Consider the following 23,228-nt stretch of genomic DNA (forward strand, 5'->3'; position numbering starts at 1 on the left):
GGAGGGGCCGCGATGGGCGTCGTGACACCGGGATTCAGCGGCCGGGCCCGCAGTGGCAACCCGCGCCTGCCACCGGGGCAGTACCTGGCCGAGGACTTCCCCGTGCTGTCGGCTGGCCCGACCCCGCGCGTGCGCACCGAGACGTGGGAGTTCACGGTCACCACGGAGACCGGCGAAAAGCACGCCTGGAGCTGGGCCGAGCTGATGGCCCTGCCCAGCGAGAAGTTCACGGTGGACATCCACTGCGTCACCCAGTGGTCCAAACTGGACACGCACTGGCGCGGCGTCGCGGTGGACACCCTGGTCGGCGGCCTCGACACGGCTGCGGACTACGTCATGGTCCACTCCTACGGCGGTTACACGACGAACCTGCCGCTCGCCGATCTGCTCGACGGGCAGGCCTGGATCGCCTACGAGTACGGCGGCAAGCCGCTCACCCCGGAGCACGGCGGCCCGGCGCGGCTGGTCGTGCCGCACCTGTACTTCTGGAAGTCCGCGAAGTGGGTGCGCGGGCTCGAGCTGAAGACCCGGGACGAGCCCGGCTTCTGGGAGAACGTCGGCTACCACGACTACGGGGATCCATGGCGCGAACAGCGGTATCAGGGCGACTAGCCTGGCGGGTCGCCCGCCTGGCCGAATTCCGCGACGAGACCCCGACGGCCCGCACGCTCGTCTTCGACCTGCCCGGCTGGCCGGGGCACCTGGCGGGCCAGCACGTCGACGTCCGCCTCACCGCGGCCGACGGTTATCGAGCGCAGCGCAGCTACTCGCTCGCCGCGCCCGCCGACGGTGATCGAGTCGAGCTGACGGTCCAGCGCGTCCCCGGCGGCGAGGTGTCGGAGCACCTCGCCGGCCCGTACGCGATCGGCGACCCGGTGGAGATCCGCGGCCCGGTCGGCGGCTGGTTCGTCTGGCGCCCGACGGACCCGTCCCCGGTCCTCCTGATCGCGGGCGGCACCGGAATCGTCCCGGTGATGGCCATGATCCGCGCCCGCCGGGCGGCGGGCGTCCGCACGCCGTTCAAGCTGATCTACTCGCTGCGCACCCCGGCAGAGCTGTACTACGCGGACGAGCTGCGCAAGCCGGTCCCCGGGCTGGACATCACGTACGTGTACACCCGCGAGCTACCGGAGGGCCGTCCGGGAATCCCCCGGCGCATCGACGTGGCCACGCTCAACACAGCAGGCTGGCCGGCCGAGTTCGGGGCGTCGAGCTTCATCTGCGGCCCGACCGGCTTCGTGGAGACGGCAGCGGACATCCTGGTCGCCCTGGGCCACGACCCGCACCGCATCCGCACGGAGAGGTTCGGCCCCAGCCGCGACTGACCCCGCGGGCAGCCCACCACCCGGCCGCGGTGGGACAACTCGCTCACCCAGGCGCGGCCGTGGCGACCCGACACCCGCCACCGCCACCGCCACCCGCCACTGGTTCCGGGGGACCGCCCCCGTGCCTCGGCCGCCGCCGTGCCACCGCCGCCCCGGCCGCCGCCGTGCCTCGGCCACTGCCACTGCCACTGCCACTGCCACTGCCGCCACCGTGCCACGGCCACGGCCACGGCCACGGCCACGGCCACGGCCACGGCCGCGGCCACCGCCACCGTGCCTAGGCCACCGCCATCGCCATCGCCACCGCCACCGCCACCGCGCCTCGGCCACCGCCACGCTGCGCGTGCCGCCCAAGGCTTCCGGAGCAGCCGCCGCATCGGCTCGCATCGACTTGCCCCCGGCAACCTCGCCACAGGGCCCACTGCCATCCTGCCCACCGCTTCGGGCTTCGACACCGCCGTTCGCTCGATATCCATCCGATGATTAGGTGACCCAACGCCCCGCTGAGCGGGAAATCATCGACATTCCCACCCAGAGATCCTATCTTTCTCCCCATGCTGACCAAGCGAGCCTCGAAGCGGCGCAGCACCGTGGTGACCGTCCTCCTCGGGGCAAGCGCCCTGCTCACCACGACCACTCCCGCGGCCGCCGCGGACGCCGGCTCCGCGAGCCGTGATGTCTACGTCTCGCCAACCGGCTCCGATCGCGCCGCCGGGACCGCTCGGCAGCCCCTGCGGACCCTCGACAAGGCACGCGACCTCGTGCGCCAACGGGCGCCGCACCTCACTCGTGATCTCACCGTGCACCTCGACTCCGGGGTCTTCCGGCTGGCTCAGCCGCTGCGCCTCGATGCCCGGGACTCCGGCGGCAACGGTCACCGCGTGATCTGGCAGGGCACCGGTGACACCGAACTGAACGGCGGCGTGCGCGTCACCGGGTGGCGGCCCGTCCCCGGCCGGCCCGGGTTGTTCGCCGCCGCCGCGCCCGCCAGGCTGGATGACACCCGGCAGCTCTACGTCGACGGGGTCCGTGAGCAACGCGCGCGCGGTCCGTTGCCCGTTGCCGTCAAGGCCACCGCCACCGGGTACACCGCCGACGCGGACACCCTCGCGCACTGGCGCAACCCGGAAGACGTCGAGTTCGTCTACACCGCGGGCGAAGCGCTCTGGAACGTCCAGCGTGACGGCCTCGGCCAGTGGACCGAGCCCCGCTGTCCGCTCGCCGCGGCCCAGGGCACGACCATCACCATGGCCCAGCCGTGCTGGGACAACTCGACCAAGCGCGTCCTGTTCCCGGACATCCCCGGCCGCAGCGTGAACATGGTCGGCCCGGCCGACCTCACCAACGGACGGCACCCCACCTACGCGGAAAACGCTCTCGAGCTGCTCGACGACCCCGGCGAGTGGTACCTCGACCGGTCCGCCCACCTCGTCTACTACCGGCCGGCGCCGGGCCAGGACCTGCGGCGGGCCGATGTCGAGATGCCGGTGCTGGAGCAGCTCGTCGACGCGCGGGGCACCGCTGACGCGCCGATCCACGACGTCGCCTTCCGCGGCTTGCGCTTCTCCTACGCGACCTGGCTCCGGCCTTCGTCGCCGGAGGGGTTCTCCGAAATCCAGGCCGGGTACACGATCACCGGCTCCGACGGCTGGGCCGTCCAAGGACTCTGCCAGTTCGTGCCCGGCGGCACCTGCCCGTACGCCTCGTGGACGCGCGAACCCGCGAACGTCTCCGTGTCCCACGGCCGGCGCGTCGAGTTCGCCGACAGCGTGTTCGCACACCTCGGCGGGGCCGGGCTCGACCTCGTCGACGGCACCAAGGAATCCCAGGTCCGCGGCGACGTCTTCACCGACATCTCGGGCAACGGCGTGCAGCTCGGCGGGGTCGACAAGCCGGTCACGGACACTGACGCGGACGTCGTGCGCGACGTCGCGGTGACCGACAACCACCTCTACGGCCTGCCGCGCGAGTTCCACGGTGGCGTCCCGATCGTCGACGGCTACACCGTGCGGAACACCATCTCCCACAACCAGATCGACCACGTCGGCTACTCGGCGGTCTCCCTCGGCTGGGGCGGCTGGCCGGACAAGATCAAGAGCCCGGCGACGCCGAACCTCTCGCACGACAACGCCGTCTCGGACAACCTGATCTTCGACTACATGCTGATGCTGGACGACGGTGGCGGCATCTACACCCAGGGCATCACCGGCAGCTCCCTCGACGATGGCGAGCACGTCACCGGCAACGTGGTCCACGACCAGTGGGGGCTCGGCAAGGGCATCTACACCGACAACGGCAACACGTACGAGACGATCCGCGGCAACGTCCTGTACCGCATGGCGTACGCCAACGTCGGCACGGTGCACGTCGACTACCGCGACGGCCTCGGCAACAACGACCCGACGCTGACCGAGGACAACTACTGGGAGCAGGGCGACCGCGACAAGGTCGACAAGGGCGCGGTCCTGCGCGGCAACAAGCTCCTCGGGAGCCCGGCCGACGCCCCGGCGGCGATCGTCGCGAACGCGGGCCTGGAACCGGCTTACCGCGGCCTGCTCACGCGCCGGGTCGGCGGCGCCGCGCCGCCCGAAGCGCCATCTCGGGTCGGCACGTTCGCCGTTTCGGGAAAGCTGTACGCCACGTGGAACCCGACCTACGCGGTCAACAACGCACCGGTGACGGACTACGTCGTGACGGCGACGGGTGTCGGCGGCGCGAAGTCCGCGACGGTGTCCGCGGCCGACTTCGCGAAGCGCGCGTACGCGGAGGTCCCGGGCCTGACCGACGGGACGCCCTACACGGTGACGGTTTCGGCGCGCAACGCTTACGGCACAAGCCAACCGTCGCTCGCCGCGGCCCCGGTGACGCCCGGCCCGAAGCCGGCGGTGCCGCCGGGCGTCCCGACGAGCGCGAAGGCCTTGCCGAGCGCGACGGCGGCCTCGATCCGCTGGAACCCGCCGGCGGCCGCGGGGGACACCCCGGTGCTGGGTTACGTGATCACGGTGTCCGACGGCCGCACGATCCCGGTCGAGGGCCGTGACGCCCTGGTCACGCAGCCGACGGTCAAGGGCATGACGAGGGTGGTCGGCGACCTCGAGCCCGCGACGGCGTACACGTTCACGGTCGCGGCGGTGACGGCCACCGGAACGGGCCCGGCGGCGTCGTTCACGGCGACGACGGCGGCCTGATCGCGGGCGGGGTCAGGGGGCGTCCGGGCGGGAAAGCAGCTCCCGCAGGGTCGCGAGCAGCTCGCGCCGATCGGCCGCCCCCAGCTTGCCCCGGATGCGGGCCATGTGGTGCTCCACCGTCTTCCCGGAGATGAACAGCTTCGAACCCGCCTGCTTGTACGTCAGCCCCTCGACCACCAGCCGGGCCACCTCGAGCTCTCGCTCGCTCAGCGCCGCCAAGCCCGTTCCGGCCGCCGCGGTTTCCGCTGTCCCCTGCTCCCGGCGGGCCGCCGTTCCCTGGAACTGACGGGCCGCCTCCAGGAGCTGGACCATCGCCTTGCGGTCGGACGTGCGGATCGCCGCCTGGCCGGCCAGGCGGGCCGCGTCCCAGCGCAGGCCCAGGTCGTGCATCTCGGCCGCCGCCGTCGTGATCGTGTCCGGGGCGAACGTGCCGCCGAGGACCGACAGCCAGCACCGGGCCGCCGTGGCCAGCGCGTGCGGGTAGCGGCCGCAATGGGCGTGCGTCGCCAACGTCGCCAGGTGCGCCTCCGCCGCGTCGGCGTCCTCCAGCGTGATCGCCGCGTGCAGCTCGTGCCACACCAGGGAGACCGTCCACAGTGGAGGTTCGCCGAGGCGGGCCAGCAGGGCGTGGGCGCGTTCCAGCTGGCCCGAGATCTTCGCGAACGCGCCGGTGCGGGCCGCCGCGATCGCCAGCTCGCCCAGCGGCAGCAGCGTGAACAGGTCCGTCTGCTGCCGCATCGACGCCTGGTACGCGCGGTGCCACGACCGCTGCAGCCCCACGAGGTCGCTGGCGCGGCGCGCCAAGCCGAGCTCCAGCGTCGCGAAGAACAGCTCGTCGCGGGCTTCCAGCGAAAGCCCGGCGACGGCGTCCCGGTGTTCCGCCGCCGTCGCGAGGTCGCCCGCGGTCATCGCGACCCAGCCCAGCAGCAGGCGGTGGCGCACCGACAGCAGGTCGCCGCCGATCCCGCCGTCGAGGGCGCGGGTCAGCACCGGCTCCGCCAGCGCCAGCTCACCCGTGTGCAGCGCGGCGAGGGCGGCCAGCGCCGCCGGGCTGTCGGGCAGCAACGTGCCGCCCAGCGCCGGTTCCAGCATCGCCGCCGCGCCGAGCAGCGTCGACAACGTCTCCGTCGCGCAGCCGGACACCGAATCGGCGATGCCGCGGGCCATCCGGGTGGCCGCGCCGGCGAACAACGTCGGCGCGACGCCGGGTGCCGGGGAGTCGAGGAGCCGGCGGGCGCCGTCGAGGTCGCCGGTGCCGACCAGCGCGATCGCCGCGAACGCGTCGGCCCCTGCCCAGGCACCCGTGCCGGAAAGCCCGGTGCCCGCGGGGAACCTGCCGCCGCCCGCGAGCCCGGCGCCCGCGGGGAGCCCGGTGCCGCCGGAGACTCCGGCGCCGAGCCCGTCGCCGCCGGCCGCCATCGTGTCGATGCTGCGCGAAGCCCAGTGGTACAGCTCCGCACTGCGCGCCAGCTCACCCCGGTGCGCGAGGACCGTGGCCGCGATCGCCGCCCCGGCCGCGCGGGTCTCGGGGTCGGCCGCGCCGAGCATGCCGTCGCCGAGGCGCAGCGCCGTGTCGAGGTCGCCCGACAACGCGGTCGCGCGCGCCCAGCCCGCCGTGACCGCCGACGAGCGGTCGCCCGCTTCGGCCGCGGCCTCGAACAGCCGGGCCGCGAGCCGCGCGTCGGAGGGCAGGGCTTCCGCGGCCGCCGCGGCGAAGGCGGCCGCTGCGGACGCCCCGGAGCTGCCCGTGCCGAGCAGCGCGCGCGCCAGGTCGAGCACCGGGAGGCCGTTCGCCAGCTGCAGCTCGACGAGCCGCTGCACCGTCGTCAGCCGGCGCGCGGGCGGCCCGAAGTCGCGGACGGCGGCCGCGGCCAGCGGCAGCAGCGCGTCGTCCGGGCCGAGCAGCCCGGTCGCGCGGGCGGCGTCGACGATCGCGGGCAGCTGCTCCGGACCGCGGTCCAGCAGTGCGCACAGCAGGTCGAGGTTGCGCCCCGCGCCGGCTTCGGCCGCGACCAGGTAGCGCAGGACGTCGTCGTCGAGCTCGTCCAGCTCCGGCCGGAAGTCCTCCAGCCGCCCGAGCAGGTCGCGCTCGGCCAGCCGCGGCACCCCGCCGCTGCGGGCGTGCAGTTCGGCGGCCGCCGCGGGGTCGGCGGGCGAACCCGTCACCGCCGAGATCAGCCGCGCGACGTCTTCGGCACCGAGCGGGCCGAGCTGCAGCAACGTCCAGCTCGCGGACACCGCGGCCGGCCGGTGCGCGACGACGATCGGCCCGTCCGCGCCGGTGAGCAGCTCCTCGAGCTGGTCGGGAGCCAGCCGGTCGGCGTCGTCGACGAGCAGGGCGTCGACGCCGGCCGCGCGGTAGACGCGGTCGAGCGCGGCGAGCAGCACGCTCTTGCCGTACCCGCCGGGGGCGACGACGGCCAGCCGCAGCGGCGCGGCCGGGTCGGCCGTGACCTGGTCGAGCAGCCGCAACGCCGCGGGGTGCACGGGGATGGCGCGAAGCGGGGGGACCTGCGTAAGCAGAGTGTTCAACAGTGACCTTCACCGGAGGGGGCGCCGGGGTGGGCGCAGTGGCTCGGGGCGGGGGACGGGCCGGGGCCGGCGGTGGCTTCGCGGGCGGTGACGGTGATGACCAGGGCCGAGAGGGCCGCGGCGAGCACGAGCACCGCGGCGGCGAGGGGGCGCCGCCGCCGGAACAGGTTCATCGGGTTGCTCCGCTCGGGCAGCTCGAACGGCGTGATCTCGACCGGCGGCCGGGGTGGCCGCTCGCCGAGGTCACCGAGCGTGTCCACCTGGGGGAGCAGGGTGGTTTCGACGGCGGGGGGTTCGTGCGGGGCACCCCGGTGGTCCGCGCGCAGCGCCGCGAGGGCGGCCGCGCCGAGCGCGGTGGCCGCCGGCGGAACCGGTCCCGCGAACACCGGGCACGGCGGCCGGGCGGGCAGCGCGTGCGGCGGGACGTCGCCGCAGAACACCACGCCGGCGAGCCCCCGGGGGGACGTCGACGCCGCGCCGGCGAGGGCGAAAAGGGTGCTGAGCGCCGCGGCCGGGGCCACGCCTTCGGCGCTCGCGGCCGGCTGCCAGCCGCTCGCGCCGGTCGCCGTGGCCAGCGTGACGTTCACGCCGTCGGCGCCGAACTCGCAGACGCCGGCGGCGGTGGCGCCGGGGCCGGGGAAGGGCAGGTGCGCGCCGAGCGCGGCGATCGAGCCGGGGACCAGCGTGACCGCGGTGAACCCGGCGTCGGCCAGTGCGCGGCGCAGCACGTCACGGCGGTAGCCGCCCCAGTCCCCGGGGTGGGTCAGCACCAGGTGGTCCGGGGCGCCGCCGAACTGGTTCGCGGCGTGCTCGGCGATGCTCTCGACGAGCACGGTGGTCAGCGTTTCGGGTGGGAACGGCTCGCCTTCGACGAGCATCGGCACGTCGTCGCCGATCCGGCGGTGGAAGCCGGTGAGCAGCCGGGACGGGACCCGGGCGCCGGCCTGCGCGGCGGCGTCCCCGGTCAGCAGGTAACCCTCGTCGTCCAGGAAGAGAGCGGACGCGGCGGCGGGGGTCCGGTCACCCAGCCAGAGCGGCTCGGGTTCGCCCCAGCCGGGACCTTGCCTGCGGCAGGTTGCGGCGTGGGTCCGCCCCTGTGCCACATCGATCCCGAGGACGTAGGACAACGGCGCTTCCTCCTCACCTCGCGGGGGCCGATCGGGGGCGCGGAATCCCCCTAGGGCTCGGGGCATCCTCACCCAAACGGGTTAGTCAATCAAGTGGCTGGAGGGATTTAACCCAACTGAGCGCGTCTCGGATGAGCCCCTAACTCCCTAACGATGACATATCGATCCCCTATCGGCTGACCGGCCCGCAACTCGGAGTGATCCCCGATGTGCGTGGGGGGACCGGCTCCCTAACTTGATGTCGGAGCAGCGGTCCTTGCGGCCGATGCCGTCCCCCGAACCACCGGACCAGGAGAGAACCCCATGGACTCCGTGCAGACGTTGCACGACTTCGCGCTGAACCTGCTCAACGACCCGACCGCGCTCGCGGCCTTCGGGACGGACCCGCAGGGCGTCCTCGCTGCCGCCGGTCTCGGCGACGTCAGCGCCGCCGACGTGCACGAGGTCATCCCGCTGGTCCTCGACTTCGTCCCCGTCGACAGCCTCCCGGCCGTGGGCGCCCTGCCCGTCGTCGGCGACCTGTCCTCGGTCGGCACCGACGCCCCCGGCATCCAGGGTGCGATCGACCAGCTCACCGCCCTCACCGCGGGCCTCGGCCTGCCGGCCGTCCCGGAGCTGCCGGGTGTCGGCGACCTCGGCGGTTCGCTGCCGGGCGTGGGCGACCTCGGCCTGCCGGCCGTCCCGGGCGTCGGCGCGCTGCCGGGCGTGAACGACATCACGACCACCGCCGCGGGCGTCACCGCCCTGGCCGGCGACTTCGGCACCGGCGGCGACCTCGGCTCCAGCCTGGACGCCGTCCAGGTCGCCGGGAACCTCGTGTACTCGGTCACCGACACCGACCACAGCGCGGTCGTCGGCACGGTCGAGCAGGCCGCCCACCTCGGCGACGCCGTCACGAACAACGTGTCGTACAACGCCGTCACCCCGGTCTACGAGGCCACCTCGCAGGTCGGCGACATCAGCGGTGACCTGAACCACACCGTGAGCTCCGTCGTCGGCCAGGTCGGCGACTTCTCCGGCATCCTCCAGGGCGCCGGCAACCTCGACGTCTCGCACGTCACCCACGAGGTCTCGAACGTGACCCACGGCCTCGGCGACGTCACCAGCGTCGTGACGAACGCCACCGGCGTCGACGTCAGCCACAACGTGGCCGGCCAGGTCGGCGACATCGCGAGCGGCAACACCTCCGCCGTCCACGACGTGGTCTCCGACGTCTCCGACGTCAGCCACAACGCCCTGGGCAACCTGCACATCGGCGACATCGCGTCCAACGACATCCACCTCGGGCACTGATTCCCGAACCGGTCACCGGTGCCCGTCCCGCGGTCTGGGTGCAGCCGCGGGACGGGCACCCGGTGTGCGTACGGGGAGTAAACCGGGGACACTCATCCGCTGTGACCGCACCGGCTTGGCTCGAAGTGCTCAACGAGACGCTGGACGCGTGCCGCACCCACGGCCGCGCCGATCTCGCCGAGCGCCTCCGCAGACGTCGTGACGCCCCCGAGGGGCAGATCCGCCTCGGCGTGCTCGGATTCCCCAAACAGGGCAAGGGATACCTGCTCAACGCGGTGCTGAACGCGCCCGTGTGCGCGGTCGGCGACGCCCCGACCCCCGAGGTCCCCACCGAAATCGGCTACGCCCCCGAACCCGCCGCCACCCTGGTCGGCCGCTCCCTCGAACGGATTCCCGTCGCGGTCGAACGGCTCACCGGCGAGCTCGGCGCCCGCCCCGCGGGCACGCTCAGCCGCGTCGAGGTCGGCGTGCCGCGTGAGCTCCTCTCCGCCGGGCTCGTCCTGGTGGACACCCCACCGGTCGGTGATCCGCGGTCGCCGCGCACCGCCGCCGCGCTCGACCTGCTCGCCGAAGCGGACGCCGTGATCCTCGTGTCCGACGCGACCGCGCCGCTCAGCGCCGCCGAGCTCGCGCTGGCCCGCCACGTCCGCACCTGGTGCCCGCACGTCGTGCTGGCGCTCACCAAGATCGACGCTTCCCCGGGGTGGCGCGCGGTCGCCGAGCGCAACCGCGGGATGCTCGCCGAGGCGGGGATCGACGCGCCCGTGCTGCCGGTTTCGGCCGTCGTGCGCCAAGCCGCCGCGCGGGCCGGGGACGCCGAGCTCAACGCGCGTTCGGGCTTCCCCGAGCTGCTCACGTGGATCGCCGAGCAGGCCGCGCGGCCGCCGGAGCAGTCCCGCGCGCTGCTCGCCGCCGTCGGCGTGCGCGCCGCGGCCGCGGAGCTCGTGGAGTCGCTGCGCGACCGCATCGACGCGGCGGCCCAGGACGCCGGGCTCGGCCAGGCCGCGCTGCTGCAGCGCGCGCAACGCCGCGCCGACGACCTGCGGCGGCAGAACACCCGGTGGCAGAACCTGCTTTCCGACGAGGTCACCGACCTGATGGGCGACGTCGAGTACGACCTGCGCGAGCGGACGCGCAAGATCGTCAACACCATCGACCAGACCTTCGACGAGGGCGACCCGGCGAAGGTGTGGGACGAGTTCGCGCCGTGGCTGGACGAGACCCTGGCCGAAGCCGTCGAAACGAACTACGCGTGGCTGGCCGAGCGGGCGCAGTGGACCGCCCAGGCGGTCGCGGCGTGCTTCGGCGCCCAGTACGACCGGGCACTGCCGGAACTGCCGCTCGACGGCTCGGGCATCGAGTACCTCGACGACGTCCGGCGCCCGAAGATCGAGAAGTTCAAGATCGGCCAGCAGGCCTTCACGGGCCTGCGCGGCTCGTACGGCGGTGTGCTGATGTTCGGCCTGGTCACCAGCCTGCCCTGGCTGGGCCTGCCGTTGATCAACCCGGTGTCGATCAGCGCCGGCGCGGCGTTCGCCGTGAAGACGATCCGCGACGAGGGCGGGATGCGGCTGCAGCGGCGCCAAGCCGTCGCCAAGCAGGCCGCGCAACGCCACGTCGACGACGTCTTCCTGCGCTACAGCAAGGAGTTCCGCGACGGGATCCGCGTCGTGCAGCGCCGGCTGCGCGACCACTTCACCGGGCTGGCCGAGGAACTCGCGGACGAGCTGACGCGCGAGCGCGAGACGATCATGGCCGGCACGGCCGAGCGCGAGCGCAAGACCGGGCACATCCGCCGGGAGATCGACCGCCTGGCCGGGCTGCACCAGCGCGCGGGCGAGCTCGGCACGATCGCCGGGCGGAAGCCGCGGGAGCTTTCGGCGTGACGCAGGACGTTCGCGACCTGCTGCACGCCGCGGCGGGGCTCTACCGGGACGACCCGCGCGCGTCGGCCCTGCTGCACGACTGCCTGAACCGGCTGGAGCAACCGCTGCGCGTCGGGTTCACCGGGGCGTCGTCGTCGGGGAAGACGACGCTCGCCGCCGCGCTCGGCGAGTGGCCGACGCGCGCGCTGCGCGACCTCGTGCTGCTGGACGACCCCGGCCCGGCCGACGACCTCCCGGACGCGACGGTGCGCCTGGTGCGTCACCTCGAGCCGGACGAGCTGGCGGCGGCCCACTCGCCGGGTGGCTCGCCGTTCGCCCGGCAGAGCGCGGTCAACTCGGTGCTGGTGCTCGCGCGTGCGGACGAGGTCGGCGCGGGCCGGATCGACGCGTTGCTGACCGCGAAGCAGCTGGCGCGCCGGGCCTGGCGCGAAGACCCGCTGTGCACGGGGTTCCTGGGCGTGATCGCCGTCGCGGGCCAGCTGGCCTACGGCGGCCGGTCCCTGCGCGACGACGAGTTCGACCTTCTGGCGGCCTTCGCCGCGGTGCCCCGCGAAGAGCTGGAACGGCACGTGCTTTCGGTGGACTCGTTCACCGACCCGGCGTTCCCCGGCCCGATCCCGGTCGAGACGCGGCGGTCGCTGGTGGTGCGGTTCGGGATGTTCGGCGTCCGCCTGGCGCTGACGCTGATCCGCACCGGTTGCGACGACCGCGTCAAGCTGTCGGCGGAGCTGGTGCGCCGCAGCGGTCTCGGCGAGCTGCGCGACACCCTCGCCGGGTGTTTCGTGGCCCGCGCCGAGGCGTTGAAGGCCCGCACGGCGATCATCCGGCTGGAGACCCTGCTGGCGGCCCAGCCCCGCCCGGGCGGCGATCGCCTGGTGTCCCGGGTGGAGCGCTTCGCGGCGGCCGCGCACGACTTCCGCGAGCTGCGCCTGATCGCCGACATCCGCGGCGGCCGGACGGCGCTGTCCGGCGAGCCGGCGGAGGAGGCGGTCCGGTTGCTGGGCGCGGAGGGCACGGCCCCGGCGGACCGCCTGAACCTGGAACCGGACGCGGACCCGGGCGACATCTACGACGCGGGCCTGGACGCGCTCCGCCGGTGGCGGCACGAGGCGGAACGCCCGGACAAGCCGCACGCGGAGCGGACCGCGGCGCATGTCGTGGTGCGCTCGACCGAGGGGCTGCTGTCGCTGTTCGCCTAGCGCACCGCGGTGACTTCGACCTCGACGAGGTGCTCGGGAACGTCCAGCGCGGCGACGCCGATCAGGGTGGCGGGCGGCTTCGCGGTGGTTCCCAGCTTCGCGCTGCCCCGGGCGATTCCGTCGAGGAGCGCGGGCATCTTGTCCGGCGTCCAGTCGACGACGTAGCAGATCAGTTTCACGACGTCGTCGAACGAACCGCCGGCCGCGGCGAGGGCCGCGCCGACGTTGACGTAGCACTGCTCGACCTGGGCGGCGAGGTCGGGCCCGGTCTCCCAGGCGACCTGCCCGGCGACGAACACCAGCTTCGTCCCGGACGCGATCGACACCTGGTGGTACACGTCGATCTCGGGCAGCTCCGGGGGATTCACCAGGGTGACAGTCACTTTTCCTCCGTGGTCTCTTGTGGTTACCCAGGAACCATAGGAGAGTGTTGGACGGTACGGAAGAAGGCACTTTTCGGTGACGGGGGAACCAGATGGTGACCAAGCAGGACGCGGACCTTTCCCGCGCGGATTCGCTGGCGCGCGAGATCTTTTCCGACGTCGCCAACAAGTGGGCGTTCCTGATCATCGAGACCCTCGGTGACCGCACCCTGCGCTTCAGCGAGCTGCGGGACGCGGTCGAGGGCATCAGCCACAAGATGCTCACCCAGAACCTGCGCATGCTGGAGCGCAACGGGCTGGTCGAGCGCGAGGTGCACCCGACCGTGCCGCCTCGCGTCGAGTACACCCTCACCGAACCGGGTCAGGGGCTGCGCGCGACCGTCGACAGCATGTGCGGCTGGACGCAGCGCTACCTCGCGGACATCGAAGCCGCCCGCGGCCGTTTTGCCCGTTGACGGACGGGCCACCGCGACGCACCATAGACCGGTCTACGGTCCAGTGCCGGTCCGAAGGGAACGCCCATGCTCGAAGATGTCCGCCCTCGCGTCCGGCTGTTCGGCGAACTCCTGGCGCACTGGGCGCGGGAACGCCCGGGCGACACCGCGCTGATCTTCGGTGAGCAGTCCTGGACCTGGGCGGAGTTCGACGAGCGGGTCCGCCGGCTCTCGGGCGCCCTCGCGAAAGCCGGTGTCGGAAAGGGCGACCGCGTCGCGTTCGTCGACAAGAACCACCCCGCCTGCCTGGAAACGACGTTCGCGGCGGCGGGGATCGGGGCGGCCAACGCCGTGGTGAACTGGCGGCTGTCCGGCGACGAACTGGCCTACGTCCTCGACGACTCGGGCGCGAAGGTCGTGTTCGTCGGCACGGACCTGCTGCCCGTCCTCGACGGGATCCGCGACCGGCTGCCCGCCCTCGAGCGCGTGGTGGTCCTCGACGAATACGAGCCGTTCCTGGCGAGCGCCGAGCCGCACACCGGGTCCGGGCTCGACGAGGACGACGGCGTCCTGGTCATGTACACCAGCGGGACCACCGGCTTCCCGGAGGGCGCGGTGCTCACGCACCGCAGCGTCCTCGCCCACGGCCTCGCCGCGGGCACCGCGTTCCCGATCAGCCCGGGCGACGTCAACCTCGTCGCGATGCCGCTGTTCCACGTCGGCGGCAGCTGCTACGCCGTTTCCGGGTTCCTCTACGGCGAACCGTCCTTCCTGACCCGCGAGCCGGACGCGGCGTCGCTGTTCGCGGCGCTGCGGGCCGGGATCACGCACGCCTTCCTGGTGCCCGCCGTGGTCGCCGGGATCGCGCAGGGCGGCGAGGCCGCGCTCACGGCGTTCTCCCGGCTGAAGTACCTCTGCTACGGCGCGTCGCCGATGCCGCTCCCGCTGCTGCGCACGGTGCTGGCGGCCTGGCCGGACGTCCGGTTCGCGCAGGTCTACGGCATGACCGAGCTGTCCGGCGCGGTCACCGCGCTCGACCCGGAGGCGCACCGGGACGCCTCGCGCCCCGAGCGGCTCGCGTCGGCGGGCACCGCACTGTCCGGTGTGGACATCCGGATCGTCGACCCGGTGACGCTCGAGGACAGTGCCACCGGCGAGGTCTGGATCCGCACCGAGCAGCGGATGGCGGGCTACCTGGGCAAACCCGAGGCGACCGCGGAGACCATCGTGGACGGCTGGGTGCGCACCGGCGACGTCGGCCGGCTCGACGACGGCGGGTTCCTGTTCCTCGAGGACCGCGTCAAGGACATGATCATCACCGGCGGCGAGAACGTCTACTCGCCGGAGGTCGAGCGCGTCGTCGCGGAGTTCCCCGGCGTGGCCGAGGTGGCGGTGATCGGCGTGCCCGACGACCGGTGGGGCGAGCAGGTCAAGGCCGTCGTCGCCGGTGAAGGGCTCGACGCCGACAAGCTCATGGAGTTCTGCCGTGAGCGGCTGGCACATTTCAAGTGCCCGCGCAGCGTCGACGTCGTGGCGGCCCTGCCGCGCAACGCGACCGGCAAGATCCTCAAGCGCTCGCTGCGCGAACCCTATTGGCGGGACCGGGACCGGAACGTCTGATGCCCTCGGTCACGCGGCAGGCGTACTTCGCGGCCGCCCTGGACGTGCTGGCGGAACACGGCTTCACCGAGCTGAACGTCGGCCGGCTGTGCCGCGACCTCGGCGTGACGAGCGGGTCGTTCTACCACCACTTCGGCGGCTGGCCGGGCTTCGTGGAGCAGCTCCTGGACCACTGGGAGAACCGGCAGGTGCTCTTCCTGCGCGAGCGGAACTTCGGCAGCGGCGGGCCGTCGGCGGACTTCGCCGCGCTGATGGACCTGACGCTCGGGTTGCCGCACGAGGCCGAGGCCGCCATCCGCGCGTGGGCGGCGAACGACGAAGCCGTGCGGGCGGCGCAGAAACGCGTCGACTCCGCGCGGCTGCGGACGGTCGGCAAGGCGGTCAAGGGCATCGTCGGCGACCGCGAACTCGCGCGGACGCTGACGTCCCTGGGCATGGCGATGCTGGTGGGGCACCAGCAGCTGGCGTCGGCGGGGGAGCACAGCGAGCTGGCGACGCTGCTGGCCGAGTACACGCGGCTGGTGCACGCCCGCGCCTCGTGAGTGAGAAACTGGGTTAGAACACTGTTTCTCACTCACGACCTCTTCAGGCGTTGCCGAGGATCCGGGTCACCGCGATCTCCAGCACCACGCGCTGCGGGTTCGGCTTGGGCTGCCGGTAGCGCGCGGCGTAGCGGTTTTCCGCGTCCCGCACCGAGTCCGGGTCGTCGCGCAGCACCGCGCGTCCCTCCAAAGTGGACCACTTCGGGCCCTCCAGCTGGCAGACCGCGACCGGGACGCCGTCGGTGCCCGCGGCCCGGATCAGCCGGGCCTTGACGGACGTGCCGAAGGTGATCACGCGGGCGAGGCCGGCGTCGAAGTCCACGGTCACGCCGACCGCGACGACGTGCGGGGTGCCGTCCGGCCGGACCGTCGTCAGGGTGGCCAGCCGGCGTTCGGTCCAGAAGGCGCGGAAGTCCGCGCCGCGGTCGATCTTCATGTGGTCCACGCTAGTCCGTCCGGGTGGCCGAACGGTGGTGAGGCCACTCACGGTAATAGTAAGGAAAGTTTCCTAACGGTCTTGACCTGGTCTTGAACCTTCTGTCAGGCTCTGATCGCCCTCGCCGCAGCCAACGATGACTGTCTTTACGGAGGACCGATGAAGAGAATCGTCCGGGCGGTGGTGGCCACGGCCGCGCTGGCCGCCGGGCTGCTGAGCGTGCCGGCGACCGCGTCCGCCGCGGGTACCCCGTACGTGCCGGGAACCCTGCGGCCGTCCGTGTCGCAGGCCACGCAGGACCAGGCGCTGCAGAAGTACTACGACTTCTGGAAGAAGAACTTCCTCACCACCAAGTGCGGCAGCGGCACCTACGCGGTGCTGTCCAAGGACGCCGACCACGCCTTCGTCGCCGAGGGCGAGGGCTACGGCATGACGATCTCGGCGATGATGGGCGACAAGGACCCGGCGGCCCGCTCGATCGTCGACGGGATCCTGAAGTTCGTGAAGGCGCACCCGTCGGTCAACAACAAGGACCTGCACGCGGCCGAGCAGAACTCGAGCTGCAAGAGCGTCAACGGCAGTGACTCGGCCACCGACGGCGACCTCGAAATCGCCTACGGCCTGCTGATCGCGGACAAGAAGTGGGGCAGCACGGGCTCGGTGAACTACAAGGCCGAGGCCGTCCGGATCATCAACGCCATCAAGAAGAGCGAAGTCAACAACAGCACCAAGTTCACGCTGCTCGGCGACTGGGGCAACGACGCGGAGTACAAGAACAGCTCGCGGTCGTCGGACTGGATGCCGGGACACCTGCGGGCCTTCGCGGCGGCGACCGGCGACAGCTTCTGGGACCAGGTCCGGACCCGGTCGGAGACGGCGGTGAGCCAGCTGCAGTCGTCGTACGCGCCGAACACCGGCCTGCTGCCGGACTTCGTGGTCGGCACGAACTCGACGCCCAAGCCGGCGCCGGGGAACTTCCTCGAGGGCCCGAACGACGGCAAGTACAGCTGGAACGCCTGCCGCGACCCGTGGCGCCTGGGCGCGGACGCGATCACGGCACCCGGGAGCGCGGCCACGGCCCAGGTCCGCAAGATGAACACGTGGATCAAGTCCGCGACGGGCGGCGACCCGGCGAAGATCCAGAGCGGCTACTCGCTGTCGGGCTCGAAGGTGGAGAGCGGCCAGCACCCCTGCTTCACGGCCCCGTTCGCGGTGGCGGCGATGACGGACGCGGGCAGCCAGGCGTGGCTGGACAAGCTGTGGACGGCGGTTTCGTCGTGGTCCCCGGACGCGACGGACTACTACGGGACCGGGATCACGGTCCAGGTACTGCTGATCCTGAGCGGCAACTACGTGGCCGCCTAGTCAAGGTCCGTGAAGGGCACAGCGAGGGACTCCCAGTCCCTCGCTGTGCCCTTCACGGCTTTCAGCTGGGCTCTCGCACCGGGAGCCCGGCCGCGCGGTAGATCTCGTCGATCACGGTCATCGTCTCGACCGCGTCGGCCGCCGAGGTCTTCACCGGTTCGCCGTGCAGGACGGCCGCCGCGAACGCGTCCAGCTGGTACTCGTACGTCGCCCGGCGGGGGAACTTCTCCGTGCGGCGAGCGCCGCCCACCCGGACCGAAAACCGGTGGTACGCCTGGGGCATCAGCGGGTTGATCACGCTGAGCGAGCCCTTCGAGCCGGTCACCTTCGCGCTGATCTTCAGCACCGACGACGACCACATCGAGCACTCCACCCGGCCGGTGTGACCCGACGGGTAGCGAAGCTCCGCCGTCATCGCCCGGTCGACGCCGGGGGACCGCAGCTTCGCCGTGGCCGAAACCACGGACGGCGTCTCGCCGCCGCCGAAGGTCCGGGCCATGTGGACCGCGTAGCAGCCCGCGTCCATCGTCGCGCCGCCCGCCAGTCCGAGGTTGTAGCGGATGTCCGAGAACTTCGGCAGCGGGAAGCACAACGCCGTCTCCACGCGCTCCAGCGTGCCCAGCTCGCCCGACGCCACGATCTCCTCCACCCGCAGCGCCAGCGGGTGGTAGCGGTAGTGGAACGCCTCCATCACGACGCGATCGGACTCGCCGGCCAGGCGGGCGATCTCCCGCGCCTCCGCCGCGTTGGCCGTGAACGGCTTCTCGCACAGCACGTGCTTGCCCGCTTCCAGGGCCGCCCGCGTCCACCGGCCGTGGAGGCCGTTCGGCAGCGGGTTGTACACGGCGTCGAGGTCCGGATCGGCGAGCAGCGCCTCGTACGACGCATGCACCCGGGCGATCCCGTGCCGAGTGGCAAACGCTTGCGCGCGTTCCTTCGAGCGCGCCGCGACCGCCTTCACCGAGACCGAAGAGTTCGAAGAAGCGGGCTTGACCAGGGCAGCGGGGGCGATGCTCGCCGCCCCGAGGATGCCGATCCGGAGGCTCATGCGCGCAAGCTAGCACCGAAGCAGATTTCAACAGCCAGTTGACCTCTTCAACAACGAGTTGTACCGTTCCGGCCAGCCGAACAGTGGAGGTCCGTTATGTCCCGTTGTCGTGCCGCACAGGCAGTGCTGCTCGCGAGCCTGGCCGTCCTGGTGACGGCCTGTGGTGGTGGCCCGGACGGCGCGGGCGGGACGTCGCAGGCCGCCGGCGCGCCCGCGTCCGGCATCCCGGACACCGCCGCGATCGTCCAGGCCGTGCAGAAGGACGCCCAGCTCAACGCGGCTCTGCCGGCGAACGTCAAGCAGGCGGGGCTGCACCTGGCGTCCAACCTGCAGTCCGCGCCCAACAACTTCTACGCCGCCGACGGCAAGACCCCGATCGGCTACGAGGTCGACCTCGCCAAGGCGATCGCCGCCAAGCTCGGCGTCACCGTGACCCACCAGGACATGGCGTTCGGCTCGCTCATCACCAGCCTCCAGTCCGGCCGCATCGACCTCACGATGGCCGGCATGAACGACACCAAGGCCCGCCAGGCGCAGATCGACTTCGTCGACTACTTCACCTCGGGCATCACGATCATGATCCGCAAGGGCAACCCGGACGGCATCACCGGACCGGACGCGCTCTGCGGCAAGAACGTCGCCGTCGTGCAGGGCACCAGCCACCAGAAGTTCGCCGAGGCGCAGAGCACCAAGTGCACGCAGGCCGGCAAGCCCGCGCTGAACGTCACCGCGACCGACAGCGACAACCAGAACCAGAACCAGCTGCGCACCGGCCGCGTCGCGGCGATCCTCAACGACCTCCCCAGCGCCGTCTACATCTCGCGGACGGCGGGCGACGGCAAGTTCTTCGAGGTCGTCCCCGGCGAGCCGATCGAGGGCGGGCCGTACGGGATCGGCGTCAACAAGCAGAACACGCCGCTGCGCGATTCCGTCCAGAAGGCGCTGCAGGCCCTGATCACCGACGGCACCTACGGCAAGATCCTGCAGGCCTGGGGCGTCGAGCAGGGCGCGATCAAGGAGGCCGCGGTCAATGGCGGGTCCTGAACCGCTGCCCATCGTCCGGCTCCGCCACTGGGGCCGGTGGGTCGCCGCCGCGATCATCCTCGCGCTGCTCGTGCTGCTGGGCATCGCCCTCGGCAACGCGCAGATCGCGTGGAACCAGGTCCCGGACTTCGTCTTCTACAAGGTGATGGCGACCGGCCTGCTCAACACGGTCGTGCTGGCGGTGCTGTCGCAGGCCGTCGCGATCGTGCTCGGCATCGTCATCGCCCTGCTGCGCCGCAGCGCCAACCCGGTCGCGCGGTGGTTCGCCGCCGGCTACATCTGGATCTTCCGCGGCCTTCCCGTGCTGCTCCAGATCCTGCTTTGGTACAACCTGGCGCTCGTCTTCCCGGTCATCGACATCCCGTTCCTGGTCCACGAGCAGACGAACGTGCTGATCAGCGCGTTCACCGCCGCGTTCCTCGGCCTCGCGCTCAACGAAAGCGCGTACATGGCCGAGATCGTCCGCGCCGGGCTGAACAGCGTCGACAGCGGCCAGACCGAAGCCGCGAAGTCGATCGGCATGACGCCGGCCGCGACCCTGCGCCGGGTCGTGCTGCCCCAAGCCATGCGCGTGATCATCCCGCCGACCGGCAACGACTTCATCAACATGCTCAAGGGTACGTCGATGGCGTCGGTGATCGGCGTGACCGAGCTGATCCACGCGGCCAACAACATCTCGTCGAACAACCTGCTGGTGATGGAGACGCTGCTGGCCGCGGCCGTCTGGTACATGGTCGTGGTGACCGTCGCCGGGGTCGGCCAGCACTACCTGGAACGCTCCTTCGGGCAGGCCGATCGCGGGCCGCTTTCCCGCGCCGGCAAGGCGTTGCGCGGCGTGCCGCTGGTGAGGAGTGCCCGTGTCTGAGCCGCTGCTGCGCGCCGTCGGCGTCAAGAAGTCCTACGGCCACACCGAGGTCCTCGGCGGCATCGACCTGGACGTCCACAAGGGACAGGTCGTCTGCCTGCTCGGGCCGTCCGGCGCCGGGAAGAGCACGTTCCTGCGCTGCATCAACCACCTCGAGACGATCGACGCCGGCCAGATCTGGGTCGACGGCGAGCCGATCGGCTTCCGGCAGCGCGGCGGGAAGCTGTACGAACTGCGCGAACGCGACGTCGCCCGCCAGCGCCGCGACATCGGCATGGTCTTCCAGCGGTTCAACCTGTTCGCGCACCGGACGGCCCTGGAGAACGTCAGCGAGGGCCCGATCCGGGTCCTCGGCCTCAAACCGGACGAGGCGCGCAAGCAGGGCCTCGAGCTGCTCGACCGCGTGGGCCTCGGGCACCGCGGTGACGCCTACCCGGCGCAGCTGTCCGGCGGGCAGCAACAGCGCGTCGCGATCGCGCGGTCGCTGGCGATGAAACCCAAGCTGATGCTGTTCGACGAGCCGACGTCGGCGCTGGACCCGGAGCTGGTCGGGGAGGTGCTGGAAGTGATGAGTACGTTGGCGGGGGAGGGGATGACGATGGTCGTCGTGACGCACGAAATGAGCTTCGCCGCGGAGGCCGCCGACGAGGTGGTGTTCCTGGCCGACGGCGCCGTCGTCGAGACCGGGCCGCCTTCGGAGGTGCTCAGCGCCCCGAAGCACGAGCGGACCCGGCAGTTCCTGGCGAGGATCCTCGCGTGACGCGGATTTCGCCCCGGTACCTGCTCCAGTTCGACGAGCCCGCCGGCTACCTCGACTTCGCCCGGTTCGGGCCGCCGTCGCACGCGGTGCTCGACACGACGGCCGCGCTGCTCGACCAGGCCACCACGGCCGGTCCGTCCACTGTGGACGAGCTGATGCGGCAGGAGATCCGGGCCAAGGCCGCCGCCGCGCGGCTGTCCGGCTCGGACACCGACCACACGGTCCTGCTGCCGAACACCAGCCTCGGGTTGTTCCAGGCCGCGTTCCACAGCAGCGGCGACGTCCTGGTGTCGGCCGCGGAGTTCCCCGCCAACACCTACCCGTGGGCGCGCGCCGAACAGGCCGGACGCCTTCGCGTCCGCCGCCTGACCGGCGGTTATGTGACCCCTGAGCGGGTCGCGGAAGCGTTGACGCCGGAGATCACCACGGTCAGCGTCAGCGCGGTCGACTTCCGCACCGGCTTCCGCGCCGACCTCGCGGCCCTGCGGGACGTCGTCGGCGACCGGCTGCTGGTCGTCGACGGTATCCAGGGCTTCGGCGTGGTCGAGGAGCCGTGGGAGGCCGCCGACGTCCTGGTCGTCGGCGGGCAGAAGTGGCTGCGCGCGGGCTGGGGCACCGGCTTCGCGGTGCTGTCGGATCTTGCGTTGGAGCGGATGGACCCGGTGCTGTCGGGCTGGACCGGGGCGCGCGACCCCGGCCTGTTCGACGACGAGATCCACCCGCCGGACGCCACCGCCCAGTCCTGGTCCATTTCGAACCTCAGCCCGATCACGTCGGGCGCGTTCGCCGAGGCCCTGGAGCTGGTGGAGGACGCCGGTGTCGGCGCCATCGCGGCGCGGATCGCCGAGCGGCTGGCCTCCTTCGAGGAGGTGCTGGCGTCCTGCGGCGCCGAGGTCGTCTCGGCAACTGAACGGCGGGCGGGCATCCTGGCGTTCACCCTGCCCGGGCACCCGGCCGAGCAGGTCGGCGCGGCGCTGGCCACGGCGGGAATCGCGGCGACCGTGCGGCCCGAGCACGTCCGGCTCTCGCCGCACGCCTCCACTCCGGCGGCCGCCGCGGATCTGCTCCGGGAAGCGCTGGAGACGCTGACGAAGCCGCGCGAACCGCTGGTCGTCCCGGCCGCGGGCGCGACGACGCACGAGGTGCTGACCGCGCTGGTGCCCGCGATCCCGGGGCTGGCCGCGATGCTCGGGCCGGGCAACGAGGTGCTGCTGCACGACCTGAGCCGGCTGCCGGACTCGATCGTCGCGATCGCGGGCGACCTGACCGGCCGCAACGTCGGCGGCCCGATGACCGACCTGCTGCTCGGCCTGGTCCGCCGCGGCACCACCCAGGACCTGACGAACTACCGCACGCACGGCCCGGACGGCCGCCCGATCCGCTCGTCGACGCTGTTCCTGCGCGACGCCGACGGGGTCGCGGTCGGCTGCCTGTGCGTCAACAGCGTCGACGGGTCCGCGCCGGCGGGCGGCAACGGGGAACCGGAGACTTTCCCACCGGACGTCGACAGCCTGCAACGCTTCCTCGTCGACCGCGCGGTCACCAAGGCCGGGATCCCGGTGGACCTCATGAAGAAGCGGCACAAGGCGGCGGTGGTCCGCGAGCTCGACGAAGCCGGTTATTTCCTCATCAAGGACGCGGTCGACCACCTGGCCGGGCGCCTCGACGTCACGCGCTACACGATCTACAACTACCTCAACGAAATCCGCGCCTGATCGGGGCCTTGCCCGCGGTGGTCCGGGAGCGGACCATGGCGCGCATGACCGAATCGGACACCCGGCGGGCGCTGGTGCGGCTCGAAGCGGACGACGAGGCCGACGCCGAGGAGCTCGACCGGCTCGCCCGGCGCCTGCGGGCGGAGCTGGGCGAGCTCGACGTCGACCTGCGGGCGGTGCCGGGCGAGGTACCGGACGGCGCGAAGTCGGCCGACCCGGTGACGGTCGGTTCGCTGATGGTGGCGTTCAGCGCGGCCGGCGGAGTGTTCCCGGGCCTGGTGGAGACGCTGCGCGAGTGGCTCGGCCGCCAGGCGGGCCGCCACAAGATCACGATGACGATCGACGGGGACACGGTCGAGCTGGAGCGGGCGACGTCGGCCGAGCGGCAGCAGCTGATCGACGCCTTCGTCCAGCGGCACGGCTGACCCAGCGTCCACTCCGGACAGTGAGGTGACCCGGGTATCCG

General features: G+C 72.3%; 20 protein-coding genes. 15 read left to right on the plus strand and 5 right to left on the minus strand.

What is annotated here, in order from left to right; genetic code table 11:
* Positions 1-12: 12 nt before the first annotated feature.
* The 3 genes from AA23TX_RS22705 to AA23TX_RS22715 all read left to right on the plus strand — a co-directional run bounded on the left by AA23TX_RS22705 (position 13) and on the right by AA23TX_RS22715 (position 4,513).
* Positions 13-612: a sulfite oxidase-like oxidoreductase gene (locus tag AA23TX_RS22705; RefSeq protein ID WP_155544873.1), complete on the plus strand. Its 600-nt coding sequence runs from the start codon at positions 13-15 to the stop codon at positions 610-612.
* On the plus strand, positions 582-1,325 hold the full coding sequence (locus tag AA23TX_RS22710) for a ferredoxin reductase (protein ID WP_155544874.1): 744 nt from the start codon (positions 582-584) through the stop codon (positions 1,323-1,325). Before AA23TX_RS22705 ends, AA23TX_RS22710 begins: the two co-directional genes overlap by 31 nt.
* A 554-nt stretch (positions 1,326-1,879) precedes the next feature.
* On the plus strand, positions 1,880-4,513 hold the full coding sequence (locus AA23TX_RS22715) for a fibronectin type III domain-containing protein (protein WP_155544875.1): 2,634 nt from the start codon (positions 1,880-1,882) through the stop codon (positions 4,511-4,513).
* Positions 4,514-4,525: 12 nt separating this feature from the next.
* On the opposite strand, the gene AA23TX_RS22720 is transcribed toward AA23TX_RS22715, so the two are convergent.
* Positions 4,526-7,045, minus strand: coding sequence for a helix-turn-helix transcriptional regulator (locus tag AA23TX_RS22720; RefSeq protein WP_439328773.1), 2,520 nt, complete (start codon positions 7,043-7,045; stop codon positions 4,526-4,528).
* The gene (locus AA23TX_RS22725) at positions 7,042-8,172 is read right to left on the minus strand and encodes an Hsp70 family protein (protein ID WP_155544876.1); all 1,131 of its coding nucleotides are present in this window, start codon (positions 8,170-8,172) and stop codon (positions 7,042-7,044) included. Before AA23TX_RS22725 ends, AA23TX_RS22720 begins: the two co-directional genes overlap by 4 nt.
* Before the next feature lie 303 nt (positions 8,173-8,475).
* On the opposite strand from AA23TX_RS22725, the gene AA23TX_RS22730 reads away from it, so the two are divergent.
* The 3 genes from AA23TX_RS22730 (at position 8,476) to AA23TX_RS22740 (ending at position 12,550) form a co-directional block, all read left to right on the plus strand.
* The gene (locus tag AA23TX_RS22730) at positions 8,476-9,465 is read left to right on the plus strand and encodes an IniB N-terminal domain-containing protein (RefSeq protein ID WP_155544877.1); all 990 of its coding nucleotides are present in this window, start codon (positions 8,476-8,478) and stop codon (positions 9,463-9,465) included.
* A gap of 101 nt (positions 9,466-9,566) precedes the next feature.
* Complete coding sequence (locus tag AA23TX_RS22735) at positions 9,567-11,351, plus strand: P-loop NTPase family protein (RefSeq protein WP_196425486.1); 1,785 nt, start codon at positions 9,567-9,569, stop codon at positions 11,349-11,351.
* Positions 11,348-12,550, plus strand: a complete 1,203-nt coding sequence (locus AA23TX_RS22740) for a GTPase (protein WP_155544879.1) — start codon at positions 11,348-11,350, stop codon at positions 12,548-12,550. Before AA23TX_RS22735 ends, AA23TX_RS22740 begins: the two co-directional genes overlap by 4 nt.
* Here AA23TX_RS22740 and AA23TX_RS22745 read toward each other — a convergent pair.
* Entirely contained in the window at positions 12,547-12,933 is a 387-nt protein-coding gene (locus AA23TX_RS22745; protein WP_155544880.1) for a RidA family protein, read from the minus strand. The genes AA23TX_RS22740 and AA23TX_RS22745 overlap by 4 nt on opposite strands.
* Before the next feature lie 92 nt (positions 12,934-13,025).
* On the opposite strand from AA23TX_RS22745, the gene AA23TX_RS22750 reads away from it, so the two are divergent.
* The 3 genes from AA23TX_RS22750 to AA23TX_RS22760 all read left to right on the plus strand — a co-directional run bounded on the left by AA23TX_RS22750 (position 13,026) and on the right by AA23TX_RS22760 (position 15,529).
* On the plus strand, positions 13,026-13,388 hold the full coding sequence (locus AA23TX_RS22750) for a winged helix-turn-helix transcriptional regulator (protein ID WP_155544881.1): 363 nt from the start codon (positions 13,026-13,028) through the stop codon (positions 13,386-13,388).
* Positions 13,389-13,454: 66 nt separating this feature from the next.
* Positions 13,455-14,987, plus strand: coding sequence for an acyl-CoA synthetase (locus AA23TX_RS22755; RefSeq protein WP_155544882.1), 1,533 nt, complete (start codon positions 13,455-13,457; stop codon positions 14,985-14,987).
* Positions 14,987-15,529 carry a TetR/AcrR family transcriptional regulator gene (locus AA23TX_RS22760; RefSeq protein WP_155544883.1) on the plus strand — a complete coding sequence of 181 codons (543 nt, stop codon included), beginning with the start codon at positions 14,987-14,989 and terminating at the stop codon, positions 15,527-15,529. Before AA23TX_RS22755 ends, AA23TX_RS22760 begins: the two co-directional genes overlap by 1 nt.
* A gap of 43 nt (positions 15,530-15,572) precedes the next feature.
* On the opposite strand, the gene AA23TX_RS22765 is transcribed toward AA23TX_RS22760, so the two are convergent.
* Complete coding sequence (locus AA23TX_RS22765) at positions 15,573-15,965, minus strand: TIGR03618 family F420-dependent PPOX class oxidoreductase (protein WP_196425487.1); 393 nt, start codon at positions 15,963-15,965, stop codon at positions 15,573-15,575.
* A gap of 159 nt (positions 15,966-16,124) precedes the next feature.
* Here AA23TX_RS22765 and AA23TX_RS22770 point away from each other — a divergent pair, with 159 nt between their 5' ends.
* The gene (locus tag AA23TX_RS22770) at positions 16,125-17,330 is read left to right on the plus strand and encodes a family 8 glycosyl hydrolase (protein WP_155544885.1); all 1,206 of its coding nucleotides are present in this window, start codon (positions 16,125-16,127) and stop codon (positions 17,328-17,330) included.
* Between the two features lie 61 nt (positions 17,331-17,391).
* Here AA23TX_RS22770 and AA23TX_RS22775 read toward each other — a convergent pair whose 3' ends face one another.
* Entirely contained in the window at positions 17,392-18,378 is a 987-nt protein-coding gene (locus tag AA23TX_RS22775; protein ID WP_155544886.1) for a Gfo/Idh/MocA family protein, read from the minus strand.
* A 96-nt stretch (positions 18,379-18,474) separates the two neighbouring features.
* Between AA23TX_RS22775 and AA23TX_RS22780 the strand changes: the two genes are divergently transcribed.
* The 5 genes from AA23TX_RS22780 to AA23TX_RS22800 are packed head-to-tail and all read left to right on the plus strand — an operon-like array spanning position 18,475 to position 23,187.
* A complete protein-coding gene (locus AA23TX_RS22780; RefSeq protein ID WP_155544887.1) occupies positions 18,475-19,422 on the plus strand; it encodes an ABC transporter substrate-binding protein in 948 nt (315 codons plus the stop codon).
* A complete protein-coding gene (locus AA23TX_RS22785) occupies positions 19,409-20,287 on the plus strand; it encodes an amino acid ABC transporter permease (RefSeq protein WP_155544888.1) in 879 nt (292 codons plus the stop codon). The genes AA23TX_RS22780 and AA23TX_RS22785 overlap by 14 nt, the downstream gene beginning before the upstream one ends.
* Positions 20,280-21,047, plus strand: a complete 768-nt coding sequence (locus AA23TX_RS22790; RefSeq protein ID WP_155544889.1) for an amino acid ABC transporter ATP-binding protein — start codon at positions 20,280-20,282, stop codon at positions 21,045-21,047. The genes AA23TX_RS22785 and AA23TX_RS22790 overlap by 8 nt, the downstream gene beginning before the upstream one ends.
* The gene (locus AA23TX_RS22795) at positions 21,044-22,762 is read left to right on the plus strand and encodes an aminotransferase class V-fold PLP-dependent enzyme (protein ID WP_155544890.1); all 1,719 of its coding nucleotides are present in this window, start codon (positions 21,044-21,046) and stop codon (positions 22,760-22,762) included. Before AA23TX_RS22790 ends, AA23TX_RS22795 begins: the two co-directional genes overlap by 4 nt.
* 44 nt (positions 22,763-22,806) lie before the next feature.
* Positions 22,807-23,187 (plus strand): effector-associated constant component EACC1, encoded by a 381-nt coding sequence (locus AA23TX_RS22800; protein WP_155544891.1) that lies wholly within the window; start codon positions 22,807-22,809, stop codon positions 23,185-23,187.
* Positions 23,188-23,228: the final 41 nt, after the last annotated feature.

Origin of the sequence: Amycolatopsis camponoti (genome assembly GCF_902497555.1) — a bacterium.
In the GTDB taxonomy this organism is placed as follows: Bacteria; Actinomycetota; Actinomycetes; order Mycobacteriales; family Pseudonocardiaceae; genus Amycolatopsis; species Amycolatopsis camponoti.